Origin of the sequence: Brevibacillus sp. FSL K6-2834 (genome assembly GCF_038592925.1) — a bacterium.
GTDB lineage: Bacteria > Bacillota > Bacilli > Brevibacillales > Brevibacillaceae > Brevibacillus > Brevibacillus borstelensis.
The window spans coordinates 5597920-5614724 of sequence record NZ_CP151945.1 but is presented as its reverse complement, the minus strand read 5'-3'; the positions used below and the strand labels follow the sequence as shown (position 1 = coordinate 5614724).

The 16805-nt window shown below is 46.7% G+C and carries 10 protein-coding genes and 1 pseudogene; 8 read left to right on the top strand and 3 right to left on the bottom strand.

Translation table 11 applies throughout. The annotated features are described in order from the left end of the window. Nucleotides 1-10: 10 nt before the first annotated feature. Together NST96_RS26980 and NST96_RS26975 are read left to right on the top strand one after the other, a co-directional pair. Nucleotides 11-2053: an AAA family ATPase gene (locus tag NST96_RS26980; RefSeq protein WP_342405117.1), complete on the top strand. Its 2043-nt coding sequence runs from the start codon at nucleotides 11-13 to the stop codon at nucleotides 2051-2053. 201 nt (nucleotides 2054-2254) lie between these two features. Then, nucleotides 2255-3169 (top strand): annotated as a pseudogene (locus NST96_RS26975) (IS256 family transposase); the annotation flags it as partial. Nucleotides 3170-3409: 240 nt separating this feature from the next. On the opposite strand, the gene NST96_RS26970 reads toward NST96_RS26975, so the two are convergent. After that, nucleotides 3410-3616 carry a YjzC family protein gene (locus tag NST96_RS26970; RefSeq protein WP_171506850.1) on the bottom strand — a complete coding sequence of 69 codons (207 nt, stop codon included), beginning with the start codon at nucleotides 3614-3616 and terminating at the stop codon, nucleotides 3410-3412. Nucleotides 3617-3853: 237 nt separating this feature from the next. Here NST96_RS26970 and NST96_RS26965 point away from each other — a divergent pair, with 237 nt between their 5' ends. The 6 genes from NST96_RS26965 to istB (NST96_RS26940) all read left to right on the top strand — a co-directional run bounded on the left by NST96_RS26965 (nucleotide 3854) and on the right by istB (NST96_RS26940) (nucleotide 14751). Continuing rightward, on the top strand, nucleotides 3854-5419 hold the full coding sequence (locus tag NST96_RS26965) for a TIGR02677 family protein (RefSeq protein WP_024985535.1): 1566 nt from the start codon (nucleotides 3854-3856) through the stop codon (nucleotides 5417-5419). Continuing rightward, nucleotides 5416-6615 (top strand): TIGR02678 family protein, encoded by a 1200-nt coding sequence (locus NST96_RS26960; protein WP_024985534.1) that lies wholly within the window; start codon nucleotides 5416-5418, stop codon nucleotides 6613-6615. The genes NST96_RS26965 and NST96_RS26960 overlap by 4 nt, the downstream gene beginning before the upstream one ends. A 4-nt stretch (nucleotides 6616-6619) precedes the next feature. After that, on the top strand, nucleotides 6620-10885 hold the full coding sequence (locus NST96_RS26955) for a TIGR02680 family protein (protein WP_171506849.1): 4266 nt from the start codon (nucleotides 6620-6622) through the stop codon (nucleotides 10883-10885). Next, the gene (locus NST96_RS26950; RefSeq protein WP_024985532.1) at nucleotides 10866-12242 is read left to right on the top strand and encodes a TIGR02679 domain-containing protein; all 1377 of its coding nucleotides are present in this window, start codon (nucleotides 10866-10868) and stop codon (nucleotides 12240-12242) included. The genes NST96_RS26955 and NST96_RS26950 overlap by 20 nt, the downstream gene beginning before the upstream one ends. A 278-nt stretch (nucleotides 12243-12520) precedes the next feature. After that, the gene (gene istA / locus NST96_RS26945; RefSeq protein ID WP_023555239.1) at nucleotides 12521-14026 is read left to right on the top strand and encodes an IS21 family transposase; all 1506 of its coding nucleotides are present in this window, start codon (nucleotides 12521-12523) and stop codon (nucleotides 14024-14026) included. After that, complete coding sequence (istB, locus tag NST96_RS26940) at nucleotides 14023-14751, top strand: IS21-like element helper ATPase IstB (protein ID WP_023555238.1); 729 nt, start codon at nucleotides 14023-14025, stop codon at nucleotides 14749-14751. Before istA (NST96_RS26945) ends, istB (NST96_RS26940) begins: the two co-directional genes overlap by 4 nt. Here istB (NST96_RS26940) and istB (NST96_RS26935) read toward each other — a convergent pair. Both istB (NST96_RS26935) and istA (NST96_RS26930) read right to left on the bottom strand, forming a co-directional pair. Continuing rightward, nucleotides 14696-15574, bottom strand: coding sequence for an IS21-like element helper ATPase IstB (gene istB / locus NST96_RS26935; protein ID WP_342405116.1), 879 nt, complete (start codon nucleotides 15572-15574; stop codon nucleotides 14696-14698). The genes istB (NST96_RS26940) and istB (NST96_RS26935) overlap by 56 nt on opposite strands. Then, a complete protein-coding gene (gene istA / locus NST96_RS26930) occupies nucleotides 15571-16794 on the bottom strand; it encodes an IS21 family transposase (RefSeq protein ID WP_024982953.1) in 1224 nt (407 codons plus the stop codon). Before istA (NST96_RS26930) ends, istB (NST96_RS26935) begins: the two co-directional genes overlap by 4 nt. Nucleotides 16795-16805: the final 11 nt, after the last annotated feature.

Here is a 16805-nt window from a genome sequence, read left to right as displayed (position 1 = left end):
TGGTCAAAGAATGATATTGGGCGTATTTATTAATGGATTCAAATCTTATGCTCAAACAGCATATATTCACCTGTGCATAAATGAAAATTATAAATTTACAACTATTGTTGGGAAAAATGGAACAGGTAAGAGCGCAATATTGGAGGCTTTAAACTACTATTTTAAACAGGGAATATGGAATATTAATAGAGAAAGTAAAAACAGAGAGGATTTATTTATATCCCCTGTATTCCTCATGGAAAAAAAATCCTTAGAGCAGTGGTTAGAGAATTCCGATTTTAAATCAAAAGCTGAGGAAATTAAGGCTGCTTTAGAACGTGTGAGTAATTATCTTTGGAAAGAAGCAAATGATTCGTTTAAAGGCGCTACACGGAGGGCAAATATAGTTGAGTTTTTTAGTCAAATTGAAAAACTTAAAGTAAGCTATTCTGAATCCCACTATTTGTTAGTAGTAGGTCGGGACGTTGATTCTAAAAGCACAAGCAAGCCGTTCTCAAATATAGCTAAGGATTTAGGTTCAGTTTCGTTAGACCAGGTTAACAATCTCATAGAGGGGTACTATAACTATATTTATATTCCCGTAGAACAGCAGGCAAATTCAACCCTTCGAATTGAGAATATACAAATGCAAAAAATAATGAATCAAAATGTTATTCTAAAAATCGAACAGCTTCTAAGGGAAAAGATGAATGTAGACGATAAAAATCAATCATTAATTGATCATATAAATAGTCAATTGTCGGTGTTTATTAATGATATTAATAGTGTCATAAAGTCGGTAAACCCTGAGTATGAATTTAAAGCAGTAAGAAATAGAAAACAAAATATAACTCCTTCTGATATTGTTGATAATATATTAGAAGGATACTTCTCTAAGAGAACACTAAAAAGTTCTCAAAAAGAAATTGAAGAATTGAGTTCGGGAGAACAGCGGAGAGCACTTATTGATGTAATATATGCATTTTTAAGTAATAGAGGAAAAGAAGAAGAGTCAAAGGGTAGGAATGTAATATTAGCTATTGATGAACCTGAGGTTTCACAAGACCTTACTCACTGCTTTGAACAATTTGAAAGGCTAGAAAAGCTTTCGAATGTACTTGGAAATCAAGTTTTGGTAACAACTCACTGGTACGGTGTGTTACCAGTAATAGAGAATGGAACTTTATTGCATTTAGCTGATACTGAAGAGTCAAATTATGAGGGGAAGTTTTCAATTTTCGACTTTTATAATTATCTTGATAATCAAGAGTATTTCCCCGATGAGATAAAATTAAAAAGTGTCTATGATTTGGCGATAAGTCTCTCAGCATATATTAGAAAAGAATCTTCAAAACATTTAATTTTGTGTGAAGGAGGAACAGATAAGAGATATTTAGAAACATTTCTAAACGTGGAGAAAGTTAGGGTTTTACCGGTCGGGGGAGTTAACAATGTAAGGAACCTTTACAATTTATTAGTTATGCCCCTTAAAATTGACAAGAGAGCGAATAGTGTTAAGAGAGTTCTTTGTTTGACTGATACTGATCCGAATCTTACGGACAGCACAGACTTTGGCAAAGATCCTTCTGGAAAAATACAGTTGAAACGTATACAAATAAATCATGAGAGTAATAAAGTAGATTTGGTTAGCTTTGACAGTTATAATCCAAGTATGGTTTATACGGTTACAAGAATTGAAGATGTCCTAATCCCGAAGATATACAAGAAAGTAATTGAACTCATTATAGATAAGTACAGGGGAGAGTATCAGGACATATTATTTGATGAATACGAATTTATAGAAACATCTTTTTTTACCAATCTTCGAGGAGAAACAAAGTTTTTATTTTGTAAGTCACATAAAGCTAGTGAAGGGAAGAATAATTTAGTTTCATTTATTGAATCTAAGAAATCAGAGATATCTTATCTATATGTAGAGGAGTTTAATACTTCATTATCCAAAGAAGTAATTCAGCCGCCTCCTGTTTTTGAAAGTCTTAATGACTTTTTTAAAGAAGATGTACTCAAGAAACTAACTCCAACGACCGAGATGTCTGTGGGGGTTGTTAATTAGCGACAAACCCCTCCAAAAAACCGCGTGTTGTTCCTGCAGGAAAAAATTAAAGGAGAATAGTTATAATAGTGTTCTTTTTTTGGAGTCTGTAAAATATTTTGTGTAAACTCTCAACCTCTAAACTACATTTAGGAAATAGAAAGGTTGGGAGATTTTTATTATGTCAAAGAGCAGATCAAGCAGTGGATCAAAGAGAAAAACATGAAGTCAGTGGACGATGTACAGTCAGCGTTAAAGGATCTATTCGGAGACACAATCTAAGAAATGCTGGAAGCTGAAATAGAGTCCTCTCTTAGATACGCCAAGCATGACATGAAAAACAAGCCGACAACCAACAGCCGCAAAGGGTATGGCAAGAAAACCGTCCGTTCTGAGAACGGGGATGTTGACATTTTTGAACCGAACATTGTAAAGAAACATCAATCCAATGTTACAGGGATCGAAGATCAAATTCTTGCCTTCTATACCAAAGGCGTACCCACTCGCGCTATCCAAGACCATCTGCAGCAGCTCTATGGCATCGAAGTCTCACCAACGCTCATGTTGAATGTAACTAATAAGATTGTACCGTTGATCAAAGAGTGGCAAAATCGCCCCTTGCAAGCGGTTTATGCTGTTGTTTTCCTCGACGCCATTCACTTTAAGGTAAAGCAGGACGGAGCTATCGTCAACAAAGCAGCCCTTATGGTAATGGGTATTGACCTTGACGGTCATAAAGGTGTACTTGGGATCTGGATTGGGGAGAATGAATGGGCAAAATTCTGGATGAATGTTCCCAATGAACTGAAAAATCGTGGGGTCCAGGATATTCTCATTACAAGGGTCGATAACCTTCGCAGCTTTACAGAAGCCATTTTAGAATGTTATCCGACAACGGAGATTCAGAAATATGTAATCCCATCCATCAAATCCGAAGCTCCATCAAGTATGTTTCCAATAAGGATCTCAAAAAGGTCACGTCCGAGCTAAAACTCATCTATAAAGCTCCAACGTAGCAAGCCGCGTTGGAAGAACTCGAGCAGTTTGAACAAATCTGGGGCAGTAAATATCCCTTGATGGTTCGTTTCTGGTGGGGATAACTGGGACGAGATTGCCACCTTCTTTAGATATCCTCCAGTTAACAAATAAAAGGCTTCATCCCCGAAGGGGTGATCTTTCTCCCCACCAAAACGTCAAGGGTTCACTTCGCCTTACGCCCTTGACTCTATTGGTTTCGAAAAAGACGCCCCAATTAGGGGGATGAAATCTTTTCATATCTCGGTTGACTGAGTTTACACAAAAATCTTGACAGACCCCCAAAAATACACGACTTTAACACAACAAGGACAACCTGAAGGCTGTTCCTGTTTCCATTTGTTACCACTTAGCATACAACGTCATCTTCCAATAAGCACCTATATCTGCAGAATTGATAGGTGGAAAAACTTCATCATTCTCCAGTTTAATCTTTATTTCCTCATCTATAGGTCTCGGTGAATAAGTCCCATCGGTGTAACCATCCCATGCATAATACCCATTTGCCGAGGATTTTTGTCCGGTTTTGTAACGATCCCCAATTGCCATGGTAGAAATACTCCTTAGATAATATAGAACATACGTTCCTGTGATATTGTAAAATTCCTATTCAATTATTTCAAGCATTTCCTCGCAAAACTATCAAACAATTTTTAGCAAAGATGGTAAGATAAGAATGAGCTATGTAACCAAAAGAGATATACATAACCAACGGCGAGATAATAAAAGAAAGCTTGCCAACCAAATAGGTTACTTCATATAGACATTCATGGGGGAGGTACTCTTTTGTCGAATAATCATTCCCTTGCCAACTATAAAGCCATAACCGAAGCCAAATACCTGTCAGTAGAAAACGCATACCGCTACCGACCAATCTTGCGCTATTTCTACGAGCAACAACAGCGACTTCGCTACTGGCTAAGACCGGAAGAAATTTTGCAAGCGGTAAAAGAACGGATGGAGCCAAGCGAGGCATCCGTATACACCGAAGACTTGCTTCAGTTGGATTTACAACAGTTGCACGATTGGGGAAACTTGCAGCGAAAACAATCGGGCAAGGTGAACAAAATAGAAGATTTCAAGAAAAAAAGGTATCGCTATCAAGCGAGCCCGTACACAATTAAGTTCGAGCGTTTGATCGAAGAGTTGGAAGAAATGGGAGATACATACGGTGGCTCTCTGGAGTCTACCCAGTTTGATAAACTGGTAGAAACCTTGAGATTCTTGACACGACTGGCTCGTACCTCCTTTCACAAACCGGGAGAGCGTCCGCGTTTTGAGATAGAAGATTGGACAGATGAGAAAATGTACCATTGGTGGACGGAATTGTACGAATTGTTTCGTAAGGTGACCAATAACGCCCGGGACTATATGGCGAACCTAGATAGCGTTCAAGTTGAAGATGTAATGATGACGGAACAGTTTCTTCTTTACAAAGATAAAGTGACCGACTACCTGAGACGCTTCATGATGGGATTGCAGCGAAGCTCTTACCAGATAGAAGGCTTGCTCGAACAAGTGAATCGGGCCTTATTGAATGACATTTTCCATAGGATAGCAGATTACGAAGTCTCTATCCCTCGTTTTGAAACGACACCCCTGGTAAAAGAGGATCTTGTGAAGCGCTATTACGATCAGTGGGAAGGAATCTGGCAATGGTTTCTGGGAGACGGAAGCGGTCGGGGCAGTGATCTGGAAGACTTGCAGCGGGAGACTACTGAAGCGATACGCCGCATCACCCGTTATGCTCAGCGCATGGGGGAACGGCAATCCAGCATGCGGAGCCGCAGGGCAGACTACCTGTATCTCGCAAAATGGTTTGCCTCTTTAGAAGATGTGAAAGAGGCCCATTGTTTATCGGCAGCAGTATTCGGTATTTCCCGGATGAGGCATATGTGGGTAGATACACCGAAGGTTACGGAAGACATCTACTCCACCATCTGGGACATGAAGCCAGCCGAATATGTGGTGAAGCCGCGCGTGCAAGAATACCGCGAGAGAACGAGACCAAGCAAAATCGACTCGAAAGAAGAGGAGAAAAAAGCGATGTTGGCTGAATATTTGAAACAGAAGGCGGAGCGGCAAGCCAGATTGAATCAGATATTTGCAGGGTATCGGGTGAGTGTGCGGGAGCTTCCGGTCATCGAACCATTTGTACGGCAAACCTTGCTTGGATGGATCGGTAAAAGTATGGCGTCACCAGGAAGAGAAGGAAAGACAGACGACGGCAGACGGTTCAAAGTGGTCGAGTCTGGTACAGGAGAACGGGTGCGTTTGCGGTGCACAGACGGCATTCTGGAAATGCCCGATTATGTGCTTTACTTTCTTGATGAAAGCAAGGTGAAGAGATGAGCCAGGTTGAGCGAACCGACGCGAAGTATACACCTCGTTTTGATGAGTTGGCTCAGCAAGCGGCGTGGGAATTGCTGGAGAGATTCTGGATTCCACGCAGCGACATGGTTTGGTATCAGGCGGTTCGAGATCGCGAGCATGTGCTAAGACCCTTTTTTAATGAAAAGCTGGGGTTTCGTCTGCTGATACATTACGAATTTGTCAAATTGGAAAAGTTTGTGAGCAGGCAAATAGAACCGTGCATGGGATTGCCTGGGTTTGTGGAAGTCCGGGATTATACGTTTTTTTCTTTGTTGATGGCGTATTTGGAGGCAAAAAGCATCGACGATCAATTCTTGCTTTCCGATATATGCGAGGAAATAAAAGTCACCTACTCGGGCCCCGGTACGGTGGATTGGACCAATTACAACCATCGCAAGTCGCTAGTCCGCGTCCTGCAGCTTGCCCGTGAATGGAAGCTACTGGTTGTTGTGGATGGCGACGATCAAGGGTTTGCGGCTTCAGAACAATCGGATGTCTTGTATGAGTCTACCCCTTTGGTGAAATATTTTCTACGAGCATATCCGCGTGACTTGATGCAATTCCAGACGACAGAGGATCTTTTGAAAATCGTTGACACCGAAAACGAAACATTGGCGCGGAGGCATCGTGTTTACCGCCAATTGTTGCTAACTCCCGGAATACGGGAGGAAGAGATGGCGGATGGGGATTGGACGTATCTTCGCAACCAGCGAAATGTAATAATGCGAGACTTTGAAGAGACAGTGGGACTTGATTTGGAGATCTATGGACAAGATGCAATGCTGGTGCATCATGGGAGAAGCCTGGGAAGCACACTTTATCCTGATACCAGAGCGATCAGCGATGTGGTTTTCTTTTTTGCCGGGACTGTTCGCGCAGCGGTTGAAGCAGGCTCTTTTCCCCTGCAGAACGACGGCCGTCTGCTCTTGACACAAGTGGATTATGAGATGCTTTTGGATCAATGCCAGGCTGAATATGGCCATGGCTGGGGAAAAGCGTTGCGTGAGATGTCGACCAGGCAGTTGGCGCATCAGTTACTGGAAGAGATGGAGGCATGGAGATTGGCTTATCGGGATGAAATGGAACAATTGATCGCGATCATGCCACGATTGGGGAGAATTATGTCCCAATATCCGAAAGATTACCTGAAGAAGCGAAAGGAAGGGGAGGAGTAGCAGGATGGAAGCGAATAGATGGCAGTTGTCCAGAGCGGGTTTGGTCAATTTCTGGTATTACGATGACGAGTGTTTTGAATTTGCCAATGGCAAGCTGTTGCTGCGTGGAACCAACGGCTCTGGAAAGTCGGTAACGATGCAAAGTTTGCTGCCGGTAGTACTGGACGGCAAAAAAAGTCCGGATCGCCTGGACCCTTTTGGTTCCAAGGCAAGGCGGATGGAAGACTACTTGCTGGGGGAAAAGGAAGTAACCGGCCGTGATGAGAGAACCGGCTATCTGTATTTGGAATTTTGCAAACCGTACACGAATCAATTCATGACGATCGGGATCGGTTTAAGAGCCAAGCGCAATGCGCAGATGGACTTCTGGGGCTTTTCCGTTCAGGACAACAGAAGGATTGGGCATGACCTGTTTTTGTACCGGCTGGTATACAATGCGGAAAAGCAGGAGCAAGAGCGCATTCCGCTGGGTAAACGGGAACTGGAGAAGGAGATCGGCCCCGGGGGCAGGGTCGTTTTCTCGCAAAGCGATTACGCGGAGATGGTGAACAAACTTCTTTTTGGGTTCCCTTCACTGGAAGCTTATGAAGATTTGATCAAGCTTCTGATTCATTTGCGGAGTCCCAAACTGTCCAAAGACTTTAAACCGACTGTGATCTACAATATCCTGGAAAATTCGTTGCCGGGTCTCTCTGATGAAGAGCTGCGCCCTTTGTCCGAGGCGATTGAATCAATGGACCGTACGAAACTGCAACTGGAACAATTGGAGCGGGACCAGAAGGCGCTCTCGAGGATTGCTAGGGAGTACACCGAATACAACCGGTATATCTGGTACGATAAAGCGAAGGGGTTGGCCGATGCTGTCAACGCAGCTCGGGCTGCGCAAAACAAGGTGGAGGAGTACCGGCACCTGCTAGTCCAAAAGGATGATGAAAGAATTCGATTGCAATCCCAACTGGATACCTTCAGAATAGAACAGCAAACCCTTACAGAAGAACATGAGCGTTTACAGGATCACGACATCTCAAAGGCGGAAGAAGAACGGATCAAGGTTAAGCAGCAGCTACAGCAGGAACAGCGTCGCTTGGAGGATAAGCAGAAAGAAAGCGATGGCAAACGGGTAAAGGTCAATCAGTTGCGACTGACCATTGAAGATATCGGTGTGAATATCAAAAACGCCGAAGATCAAATGGCCGATCTGCTCGAAGATATGGAGCAGGCGGTGGAGGAAAACGAATTTCCTGCGCATGAGATGGCCCGCAGGGAGTTTGAAAAGGCGCAGCCAGGATATTCGATGGAACTGTGGCAAAAGGAGTCGCGGGAATATCGGAACCAACTACAGCTGACTCATCATCAGGCCGTAAAGACAGCAGAGGCGGAACGGATTCGCATGGAAGCGGAGCGTGCGCTGGGTGACGCTCAAAAGCAGGTGGATGAATATCAACGGGAAAAAGAAAAATGGGAACTTGTGGTAGAGGAGGAAAAAGAGAAATTGATCGCCCGTATGCACCAATGGCAGGGAGAGGTGAGCGAGCTTCTGCTATCACCCGAGACGGTGCGTGAAACGATTCGGCAGATTGCTCAGTTCGAATCGTCAGTTCGCTTTGAAACGGTTAGAGATCCGATCGTTTACGCCTATCAGCTACTGCGCCAGGATTTGCGCGATCTCCATGGGAATGTGCAAAGGCAGGTGCAGGAAAAGCAACGGGAGCGTGAGCAAGCCGAAGAAGAGTATCGCATGTGGCAAACTAGAAAAGATCCAGAACCACCCCGCCATGAGCAAACAACCAGAGCGAGAGAGTGGCTGAGTGAGCAGGGAATTCCACATGTGCCGCTCTATGCTGCAGTGGAGTTTCGACAGGAAGTGCCGGAGATGGTACGCGCTGCAATAGAATCTGCTTTGTCGGAAGCGGGACTGCTGGACGCATTGATCATTCCCACGTCATATCTGGATCACATAGATGTTTGGGCCGAATATGTAAAAGACAAAGTGATCGTGCCGGATCCTCAACTACTTTCGTATACGATCAGCGAATGGTTGATACCAACCCCTACGGAAGGGACAGGAATTATTCAAGAGGAGATTGAAGCGGTACTGCATACAATTTTGGCGGAAAGAACTACCGGGTCATCCTTACCTGCGTTTGTTACAGCAAGCGGAAGCTTTGGAGTGGGCGTCTTGAGCGGACATGCTCCTGTCATTGAGAAGTCGGTATATGTGGGACGCGAAGCGAGACGCAGGTATCGTGAGGAGCAATTGGCGCTCTGGAAACAGCGTTTGGAGGATTTGGACAAGGAACTGGAAAGCCTTCAGGAAAAAATGAGTGATATAGAAAAACGTCTCCAGATTCTTGCCGAAGAATTTCAGGGCATTCCCTCCGAAAAGGATTTGTTGGACGCTTTGCAAGCGGTGGAACAATCAAAACAGCGGTTGACAGTATGGCAGGAGGAAGTACACAGACGCAACCAAAGAGTGCGAGAAGCGATCGAAATGCTTTATAAGGAACGTGATCTCCTGAAACAAACAGCAGAGGGGCTGACGATCCCGTTGGATGTAGATACGCTTCGCCATGCCCTTCTGTCCATGCAGGACTACATGGACGATCTGCGCAAACTGGAAACCGCCTACCGCGAAAAGTGTAACCTGCTCCTACGGCAGCGAGAGACCGAGGAGATGCTGGAAGATACGAACTATGAATGGGATCGGTTGCGCGGAGAGGTTAATGTCGCTGAGGGGGAAGTGGAAAAGCAGAAGCAACGCTTGCAAGCGATTGACCGCATGCTGGCCACTCAGGGAGCCGAAGAGATCCGGGAAAGAATCCGCTATTGTAAGAATAGACTACACAGGCTGCCCGACGAGTTGCAAGCCACATCGAGGGCAATCGGGGAAGCCGACAACAGCAGTAAGCAACTTCAGGAAAATCTGCTCGAAGCGGAAAAGGTCGCAGAAGTGCGAGAACAACTTCAGACCGCTTGGTGGAAAGTTTTCTCTGACGAATATGCGCTTGGGCTCTGGGGTTATCTCGACGGCTTTAAGGAAGATGGTGATCCGGCAGAAGGTGAAATGCACAGGCTGGATGACGTGGCATTTCGCGTACTGAAAAAGTTGCAAGCAGTAATGACTAGTCGTGAGCGAGAAACTTTTAACAATCAACTGCAAAGGATCTTTGAAACAGAACGGCAAATCAACTTGCTTGAGTATCAGCCATCACTCGATTACGCGCTACAGTTCAAGGTGGAAGAAGGATGGGAGGAACAAGCGGAAGCGCTGTCGCTGTCCCATCTTTGGACCGAGCTGAAAACAAGAGCAAGACGTCGCACGGTGCTGTTAGAGTATGAAGGAAAGAGATGCCACCCGTACATGCTGCTGGAAAGGCTGGATCACGAGATTGACTTGCACCGCCTGTATCTGACCGCAGAGGATCGGAAAATCTTTGAAGAGGTAATCCTGCAGAGTGTTGGACGGGTGATCAAACATCGAATTCACCGTGCGGAAAAATGGGTTGAAAGAATGAATGAACTGATGAGACAGCGGAACAGTTCGAGCGGCCTCACCTTCTCCTTAAAATGGATACCCCGAACTGCGGAAGACGAGTCTCAGATAGACACGGCTGAGCTGGTCGAGTATTTGCGAAAAGACCCAGCCTTGATGAGGGATCAAGACATCGAGCGAATCACCAACCATTTCCGTTCCCGTATCGAGCGGGCCAAGCGAGATCTGGCAGACTCTGCGGAAGGTGGCGGACAAACCCTCCACCAAATCATGAGGAGGATTCTGGATTATCGCCACTGGTTCACCTTTAAACTGTTCCATAAGCGGGAAGGAGAAGCAAACAAAGAGCTGACAGATCGCATCTTTTTCACATTTAGCGGCGGAGAAAAGGCAATGGCCATGTATATCCCGCTCTTTTCGGCTGCCTATTCCCGATATATGGAAGCTGACCCGCAGGCACCCAGGGTCATTTCACTTGACGAAGCATTTGCCGGAGTGGACGAAAACAACATACGTGACATGTTTATGCTGGTTGAACAACTAGGTTTTAATTATATCATGAACTCGCAAGCGCTTTGGGGAGATTATGACACGGTCTCTCGTCTGGCTATCTGCGAATTGATACGGCCCAAAAATGCCGCTTTTGTATCCGTAGCCCGATACCTGTGGGATGGCAGCACCTTGTATGTATTGAATGAAGAATGGGAGGACTGGAGCCAGACTGAGGTGGCAGTTAGCTTGGAAGAGGAGAATACGGATGATGATGACAGACCATAAACTGCTGCAGCAAGCGGTGGCCTATTTTCGTTCACAATCCCAAGGTTATGATCGACTTTTTCGGGAACTAAAGCGAAAATATAGAAGTTTGGGTTACCTTGGTGGGAAAGTATCGATACGGAGCATGACCCCGGCAGAAGCAGAGGCACTGACAGGCTTGCTGAATCGTCCATTAGATACCGGTACTAATGAAATCATCCGTGTAACAGATATAGAACAGGGATTAACGAAAACTAAGTTTTCTGAAGTGCCACTGCTGGATATTTTGGAGGGGTATTTCGGCGAGTCTCTGATCAGTAAAAAAGAGGAACAACTCCAGAATCTCCAGGTTTGGAATAAATTCTGGGAGGAAGTATTAGTTGAAACAAGTGCTTACAACCATCCCTTAGCGAAAGAGTGGATACAGGGGTTGTCCCAACACGAAGGAGTAGGCGCGATGGCAGTTCGGCAATGGTGGAATACGTCTCCCCAAGATATCAAGCGATGGTTGCTGTTAGTAGTAAAGGCGATGTACTATCTTGATCGCATGGAGCCGACAGCATATATACGCCTGCCCGTTCTGTCTACTCATATGACAGGAAATCCGCATGCTTTTGACATGAATTCACCATTGGGAAGATTGTTGCTCTATGCCCTTTGTTACATAAGAGGGAAAAACGCTCCAACCAATTCAGAGGATACCATGCAAATTCTGTACGATCATCGTATATTGCGGGATGATCTGTCTTCACAGGTTGTGGTTAGCGGGATCCGTGGTAAAAATGATTGGGGAAGCAGTAAAGTGGGGAGCAAAAAAGAAGTAGTTAGCCTTCCTCTTCGCACAGTTGTTAGATGTACGGATTTTGAGCCATATTTGCAGGAAGAATCGCCCAAACATGTGTGGATAGTGGAGAATCCCTCAGTATTCTCATCATTATTGGATCAATGGGAACATGAATTTAAAGAGAGACCATTACCTCCTTTGGTCTGTTCTTCCGGGCAGTTCTCCCTGGCGGTTCTTGCTTTATGTGATCGACTGGTATCTGCAGGTTGTCAATTGCATTATTCAGGAGATTTCGATCCTGAAGGCTTTCAGATGGCCGTACGGTTATGGCGTCGCTATGGAACAGGGAACATACTATTCTGGCGATACACCCCGGAGGACTACGCTTCCGTGACCCAAGATATTCATATCGAGGAGTGGAGGTGGAACAATCTTCACAAGCTGATTGTTGAAGTGGAAAACCAAGGATTTCCCACCCCATTTGTCCAGACCGTTAAAACAGCTCTTCAACAGCGAACCCCGGTATATCAGGAATCACTAGTGGATCAACTTTATAACGATATAAAATCAGCGTTGATACCAATATCCGTTTGAAAGGCTTCAAAATATGCTAAGGTGGCTAATAAGAAGATCAGTAAGAGGTAATTCTGTCAACGCCGGAATTAATTTGACCCACGAGCGCCGGTATAATTTTGACCCACCTGTGCGCCTGGTGTCGAATAGATTGTTTATGGCAGGATAAAAGTGCAGAGAATTGCGGCGGAAAACTGCAGAGTTCCACCGCAATTCTGAGGCCATGAAAAAGGCACTTGCCAACATCCCCCTACAAAATCTACCCTTGGATTTGGCTAGAATCTGAGGGAGTGAGAGGAATGTTGAAAGTGCCACAACAACAGTATATCCGATTTTTGCGGGAAGTCGAAGGGTGTTCGATTCAGGAAATTGCGGAACGTGTCCAGGTGAATTGGCGAACCGCCAAGAAATATGCGGATCGCGACGATTGGAATGAACCGGTATGCAAGCGAAAAGGCCGCCATCCGGTGTTGGGACCGTACTTAGAGATTATTGACACATGGCTGGAGGATGATGAGCGTCTTCCACGCAAGCAACGCCATACAGCCGTCCGCATGTTTCAGCGGTTACGGGATGAGTACGGCTTCCCTGGCGGGCAGCGAACGGTATCCGAATATGTCTCCAAACGGAAGAAAGCCATGGCAGCCGAACGAGCCGAACATTTTGAGCGTTTGGAGCATCCAGGCGGGGAAGCCCAGGCTGACTTTGGGACGGTGTACGTGGTCAAGTCGGGAGAACTGGTGGAGCGGAAAGTATTGACCCTGTCGTTTCCGTACAGCAATGCCGCCTTTGTGTTCCCGGTTCCGAAAGAAAACACGGAATGCTTTCTGGAGGCCTTAGGGCGGCTATTTCAGCAAATGGGAGGGGTTCCTCGCAAGATTTGGTTTGACAACTTGTCCGCTGCTGTTGTGTCCATCCAGCAAGGCGGAAAACGAGAGTGTACGGAAGCGTTTCGGCGTTTCTGCGCCCATTACCGCTTTGAGCCCCTGTTTTGCAATCCATACAGCGGCCATGAGAAAGGCCATGTGGAAAACAAAGTGGGGTATGGACGCCGGAACTGGTGTGTTCCGCCACCGGTTATCGATACGCCGGAACAACTGGAGACGTATTTGGCGGAAGCTGCCCGTGCGGATATGCAGCGCCCTCACTATGTGAAAAAGCAAACCATTGCCGAGTTGTGGAAGCAAGAAAAATGCAAGCTGCTGACGCTGCCGACGACACCGCTGGAGATTTTCCGGCTGGAGACGTGCCACCTGAACAAATACGCTGAGCTGTCGTTTGACGCGGCTCTCTTCCCGTTGCCGCAGTGTCGGGCCATGCAGCCGGTTTTGGTGAAAGTCAAGTGGGATGTGCTGGAGGTGTTAACGGCAGACGGGACATACACCCCGATTGTGACATTGCCTCGTCCCTATACGGAGAAAGTCATTCCAGTAGATTGGAAGGCGGTATTGAAGAGATATGAAAAACGCCCGCGGGCGGTGATGTATTCTTCCTTTACCAATATGATGCCTCAGGCGCTCCAAACGTTTTTGACGGTGGAAGACATGAATGCACGAAAAGCACGAATTCGCCTGCTCCATCGATTGCTCGACACCTATACGTTGAAGGAAATCGGGCAAGTACTGGGAGAATTGTCGCATCAGCAAGAGCATCTGGCTGTTGCCTTGGAGCATGCCCTTTACGCGATAAAACACCCTGTTTTCCGCCCGGAACCGTTTTCAGAGTCGCATACACCCCCTGCCCTTCACGGGCAGATACCCATACTGGATGAGTACGACCGGATCCTGGGGGTGAGGGTGGAATGAGAGAAGAGCTGGCAAAGGTGTGCAAAACTTTGCATTTGGCGCATGTGATGGAAACCTATGAACAGGTGCCGTTTGAAGATCGGGAGAGCTTCTTGCTGGGAGTCTTGCGGATGGAGATTCAACGGCGGGAGGAGACAAAGCTGAAGCGACTGATAAAGAAAGCCGCGTTTCCCCAACTGAAGACACTGGAAGATTACGCTTTTGAGGCAGTCACCTTACCGGAAACATGTACAAAGGAGGGATTGATCGACCTACGTTTTTTGGAGCGCAAGGAAAATGTGCTGATGCTGGGAAAAGTGGGCACGGGGAAGACCCATCTGGCAACAGCGCTTGGCGTAGAGGCGTGCCGAAGGGGATATGCCGTTCGATTCTTCCGTGTTCCCGATCTGGTTGCGCTCTTGCAGGAAAAACACGCGAATGGGGCACTGATGCGGTTTCAAAAAGAACTGGCAGACTGTGAGTTGTTGATTTTGGACGAGGTTGGGTTTGTTCCCTTTCACCAAACGGGGGCTGAGCTGTTGTTTCATGTTATCTCGGCCTGCTATGAGAGAAACAGTGTGATTGTGACGTCGAATTTGGAGTTTGGGCAGTGGAATACGGTGTTTGGAGATACGCGATTGACGGCAGCCCTTGTGGATCGCCTCGTCCACCACGCCCATATTCTGGCGTTTACCGGAGAAAGCTACCGACTGCGCCATGCTCTATCCAGCATGAAGTCTTCCTAAATTCTTTTGTATTGATGTTGGCAGTGTTCTGCATAAATTGGCCGCCAAACTCTGCATTTTTGAGTTGCAAAATACAATAGATTCCGGTTTTTAGTTTTTCTTTGAGCCGGTAGCTGTTCCCCCGGATGTTCACGACGTGGGAGTGATGCAATAAGCGGTCGAGAACAGCTGTAGCAAGAACGGGATCGCCCATGAGTTCGCCCCATTCGCCAAAGCTCTTGTTGCTAGTCAGAATCATGCTTCCTTTCTCGTAGCGTGCACAAACCAACTGAAAAAACAGGTTTGCAGCGAGCGGATCGAGGGGGAGGTAGCCCACCTCGTCCACGATGAGGATGCGTGGCCTGAGATATACCCTCATTCGTTTGTCCAGGCGATTCTCTTCATAAGCTTTTCGTAAATCGCCCACGAGCTGCGCGAGAGAGACGAAATACACAGGCAATCCTTGTCCAATGGCCTCCATAGCGATAGCAACGGCTAAATGCGTTTTCCCCACGCCGGGAGGCCCGAGAAACAACACGTTTTCTTGCCTCCCAACGAACGTCAGCGCAGCCAGTTCACGAATCAGTCGTTCATCAATCCCCGGTTGAAACGAGAAGTCGAATTCGTTGAGCGTACGCCGATAAGGGAGGTGAGACAGCTTCATGCGGACCTCTACATTTCGGCGCTGGCGATCCTGAATCTCAGCGTCCAGTAGATCATTGAGGAAAGAGAGATACGTGCTTTGGCTCCGGCTGGCAGCTTCCAGCTTGGCATCAAGCGATTGGGCGGCTTGACCCAAACCAAGTTCCTCCAGACGCTGGCGGGCTTGTTCGAGCTCAATCATGCGCCCACCTCCACAAGACGTTCATACACGTCCAACGGACGCACTTCCACGTCTTGTACAGGAATCTGAACGCCTTGCGGCTTTGGATAAGCATATCCCTGAGCTGTACTCAAATTCGTGTATTGGTCCTCACACATCACTAGCCTTCGGGATTGGTACTGCTTCTCGTGCCGGGCGATGAGCTGCTTCTCGCAGTATATTTCGACGAATCTGTTTACCTCTCGTACCTTTACTTCACGTCCGCTATACCGCCATGGAACGCCATAACGAACGCCGTCGTAGCTCACAAATCCGTCACGGCTTACTTTCCTCGGTTCAAACCGGTACTTTGCCCATCGTTCCGGAGACGGAAGCATACCGAGCTTCTCTTGTGCCAAGCGATCGATCGGTCTTTCCCCAGTTGTACCGTGGATACGACGGTTTTGCTCATCGCACCAGTGTCTGGCTTGGCGATTTAGGTCACCAAGATCGGTGAATGATCGCCCTGGCATGAAGTTCTGCTCGATGAACTGAACGCTTCTCTCGACCTTTCCTTTCGTTTGGGGACGTCGTACGCGGCAAACTTTGGGGATCAAGCCGATAGCCGCAGCAAAATCTTCAAACAACGGATGCCATCTCGGCTTTCGATCATCGCCCATGCCAAGAATAACGGTCTTCATTTGGTCGGTTAGCATGGTCTTTGGAACACCGCCGAAGTATTCCAAACCGTTCATCAAGCAGCGTAAGAAACTGTGGATGTCACAGCGCTTTGTAAATTCGATGTACATCGCTCGGGAGTAACCCAACACCATCGTAAAAACGGGGATTTTACGCACTTCACCGTTTAAATCGATGTACTCGCAAATCTTCCAGTCCACTTGGGCTTGGTGTCCGGCTTTTGTCTCATAGCGTTGCACCGCAGGTGCCTGTTTTGGAGGTCGACGGGGCTTCACATAGTCCTTGATGATCGTAATGCCCCCCGTGTAACCTCGCTCTTTCAAGAGACGCAGCAGCACTTCACAATTGAAAATTCCCTTTTCGAGGTATAGATCCAGCAAGGCTTTGAACGGATCGAGTTTTGAGACTCTCTTCTTACGCGGACGAGGTTCCGGAATTCCTTCTGCGCGGAGGTATTTTCGTATGGTATTACGGGAATGACCCGTTTCCCTTGTGATTTCGCGGATACTCTTGCCGCTCACTTGAAGTTCGTGTAATCTGATCACAGTCCCACTCCTTAGCATATGTCTCCCCT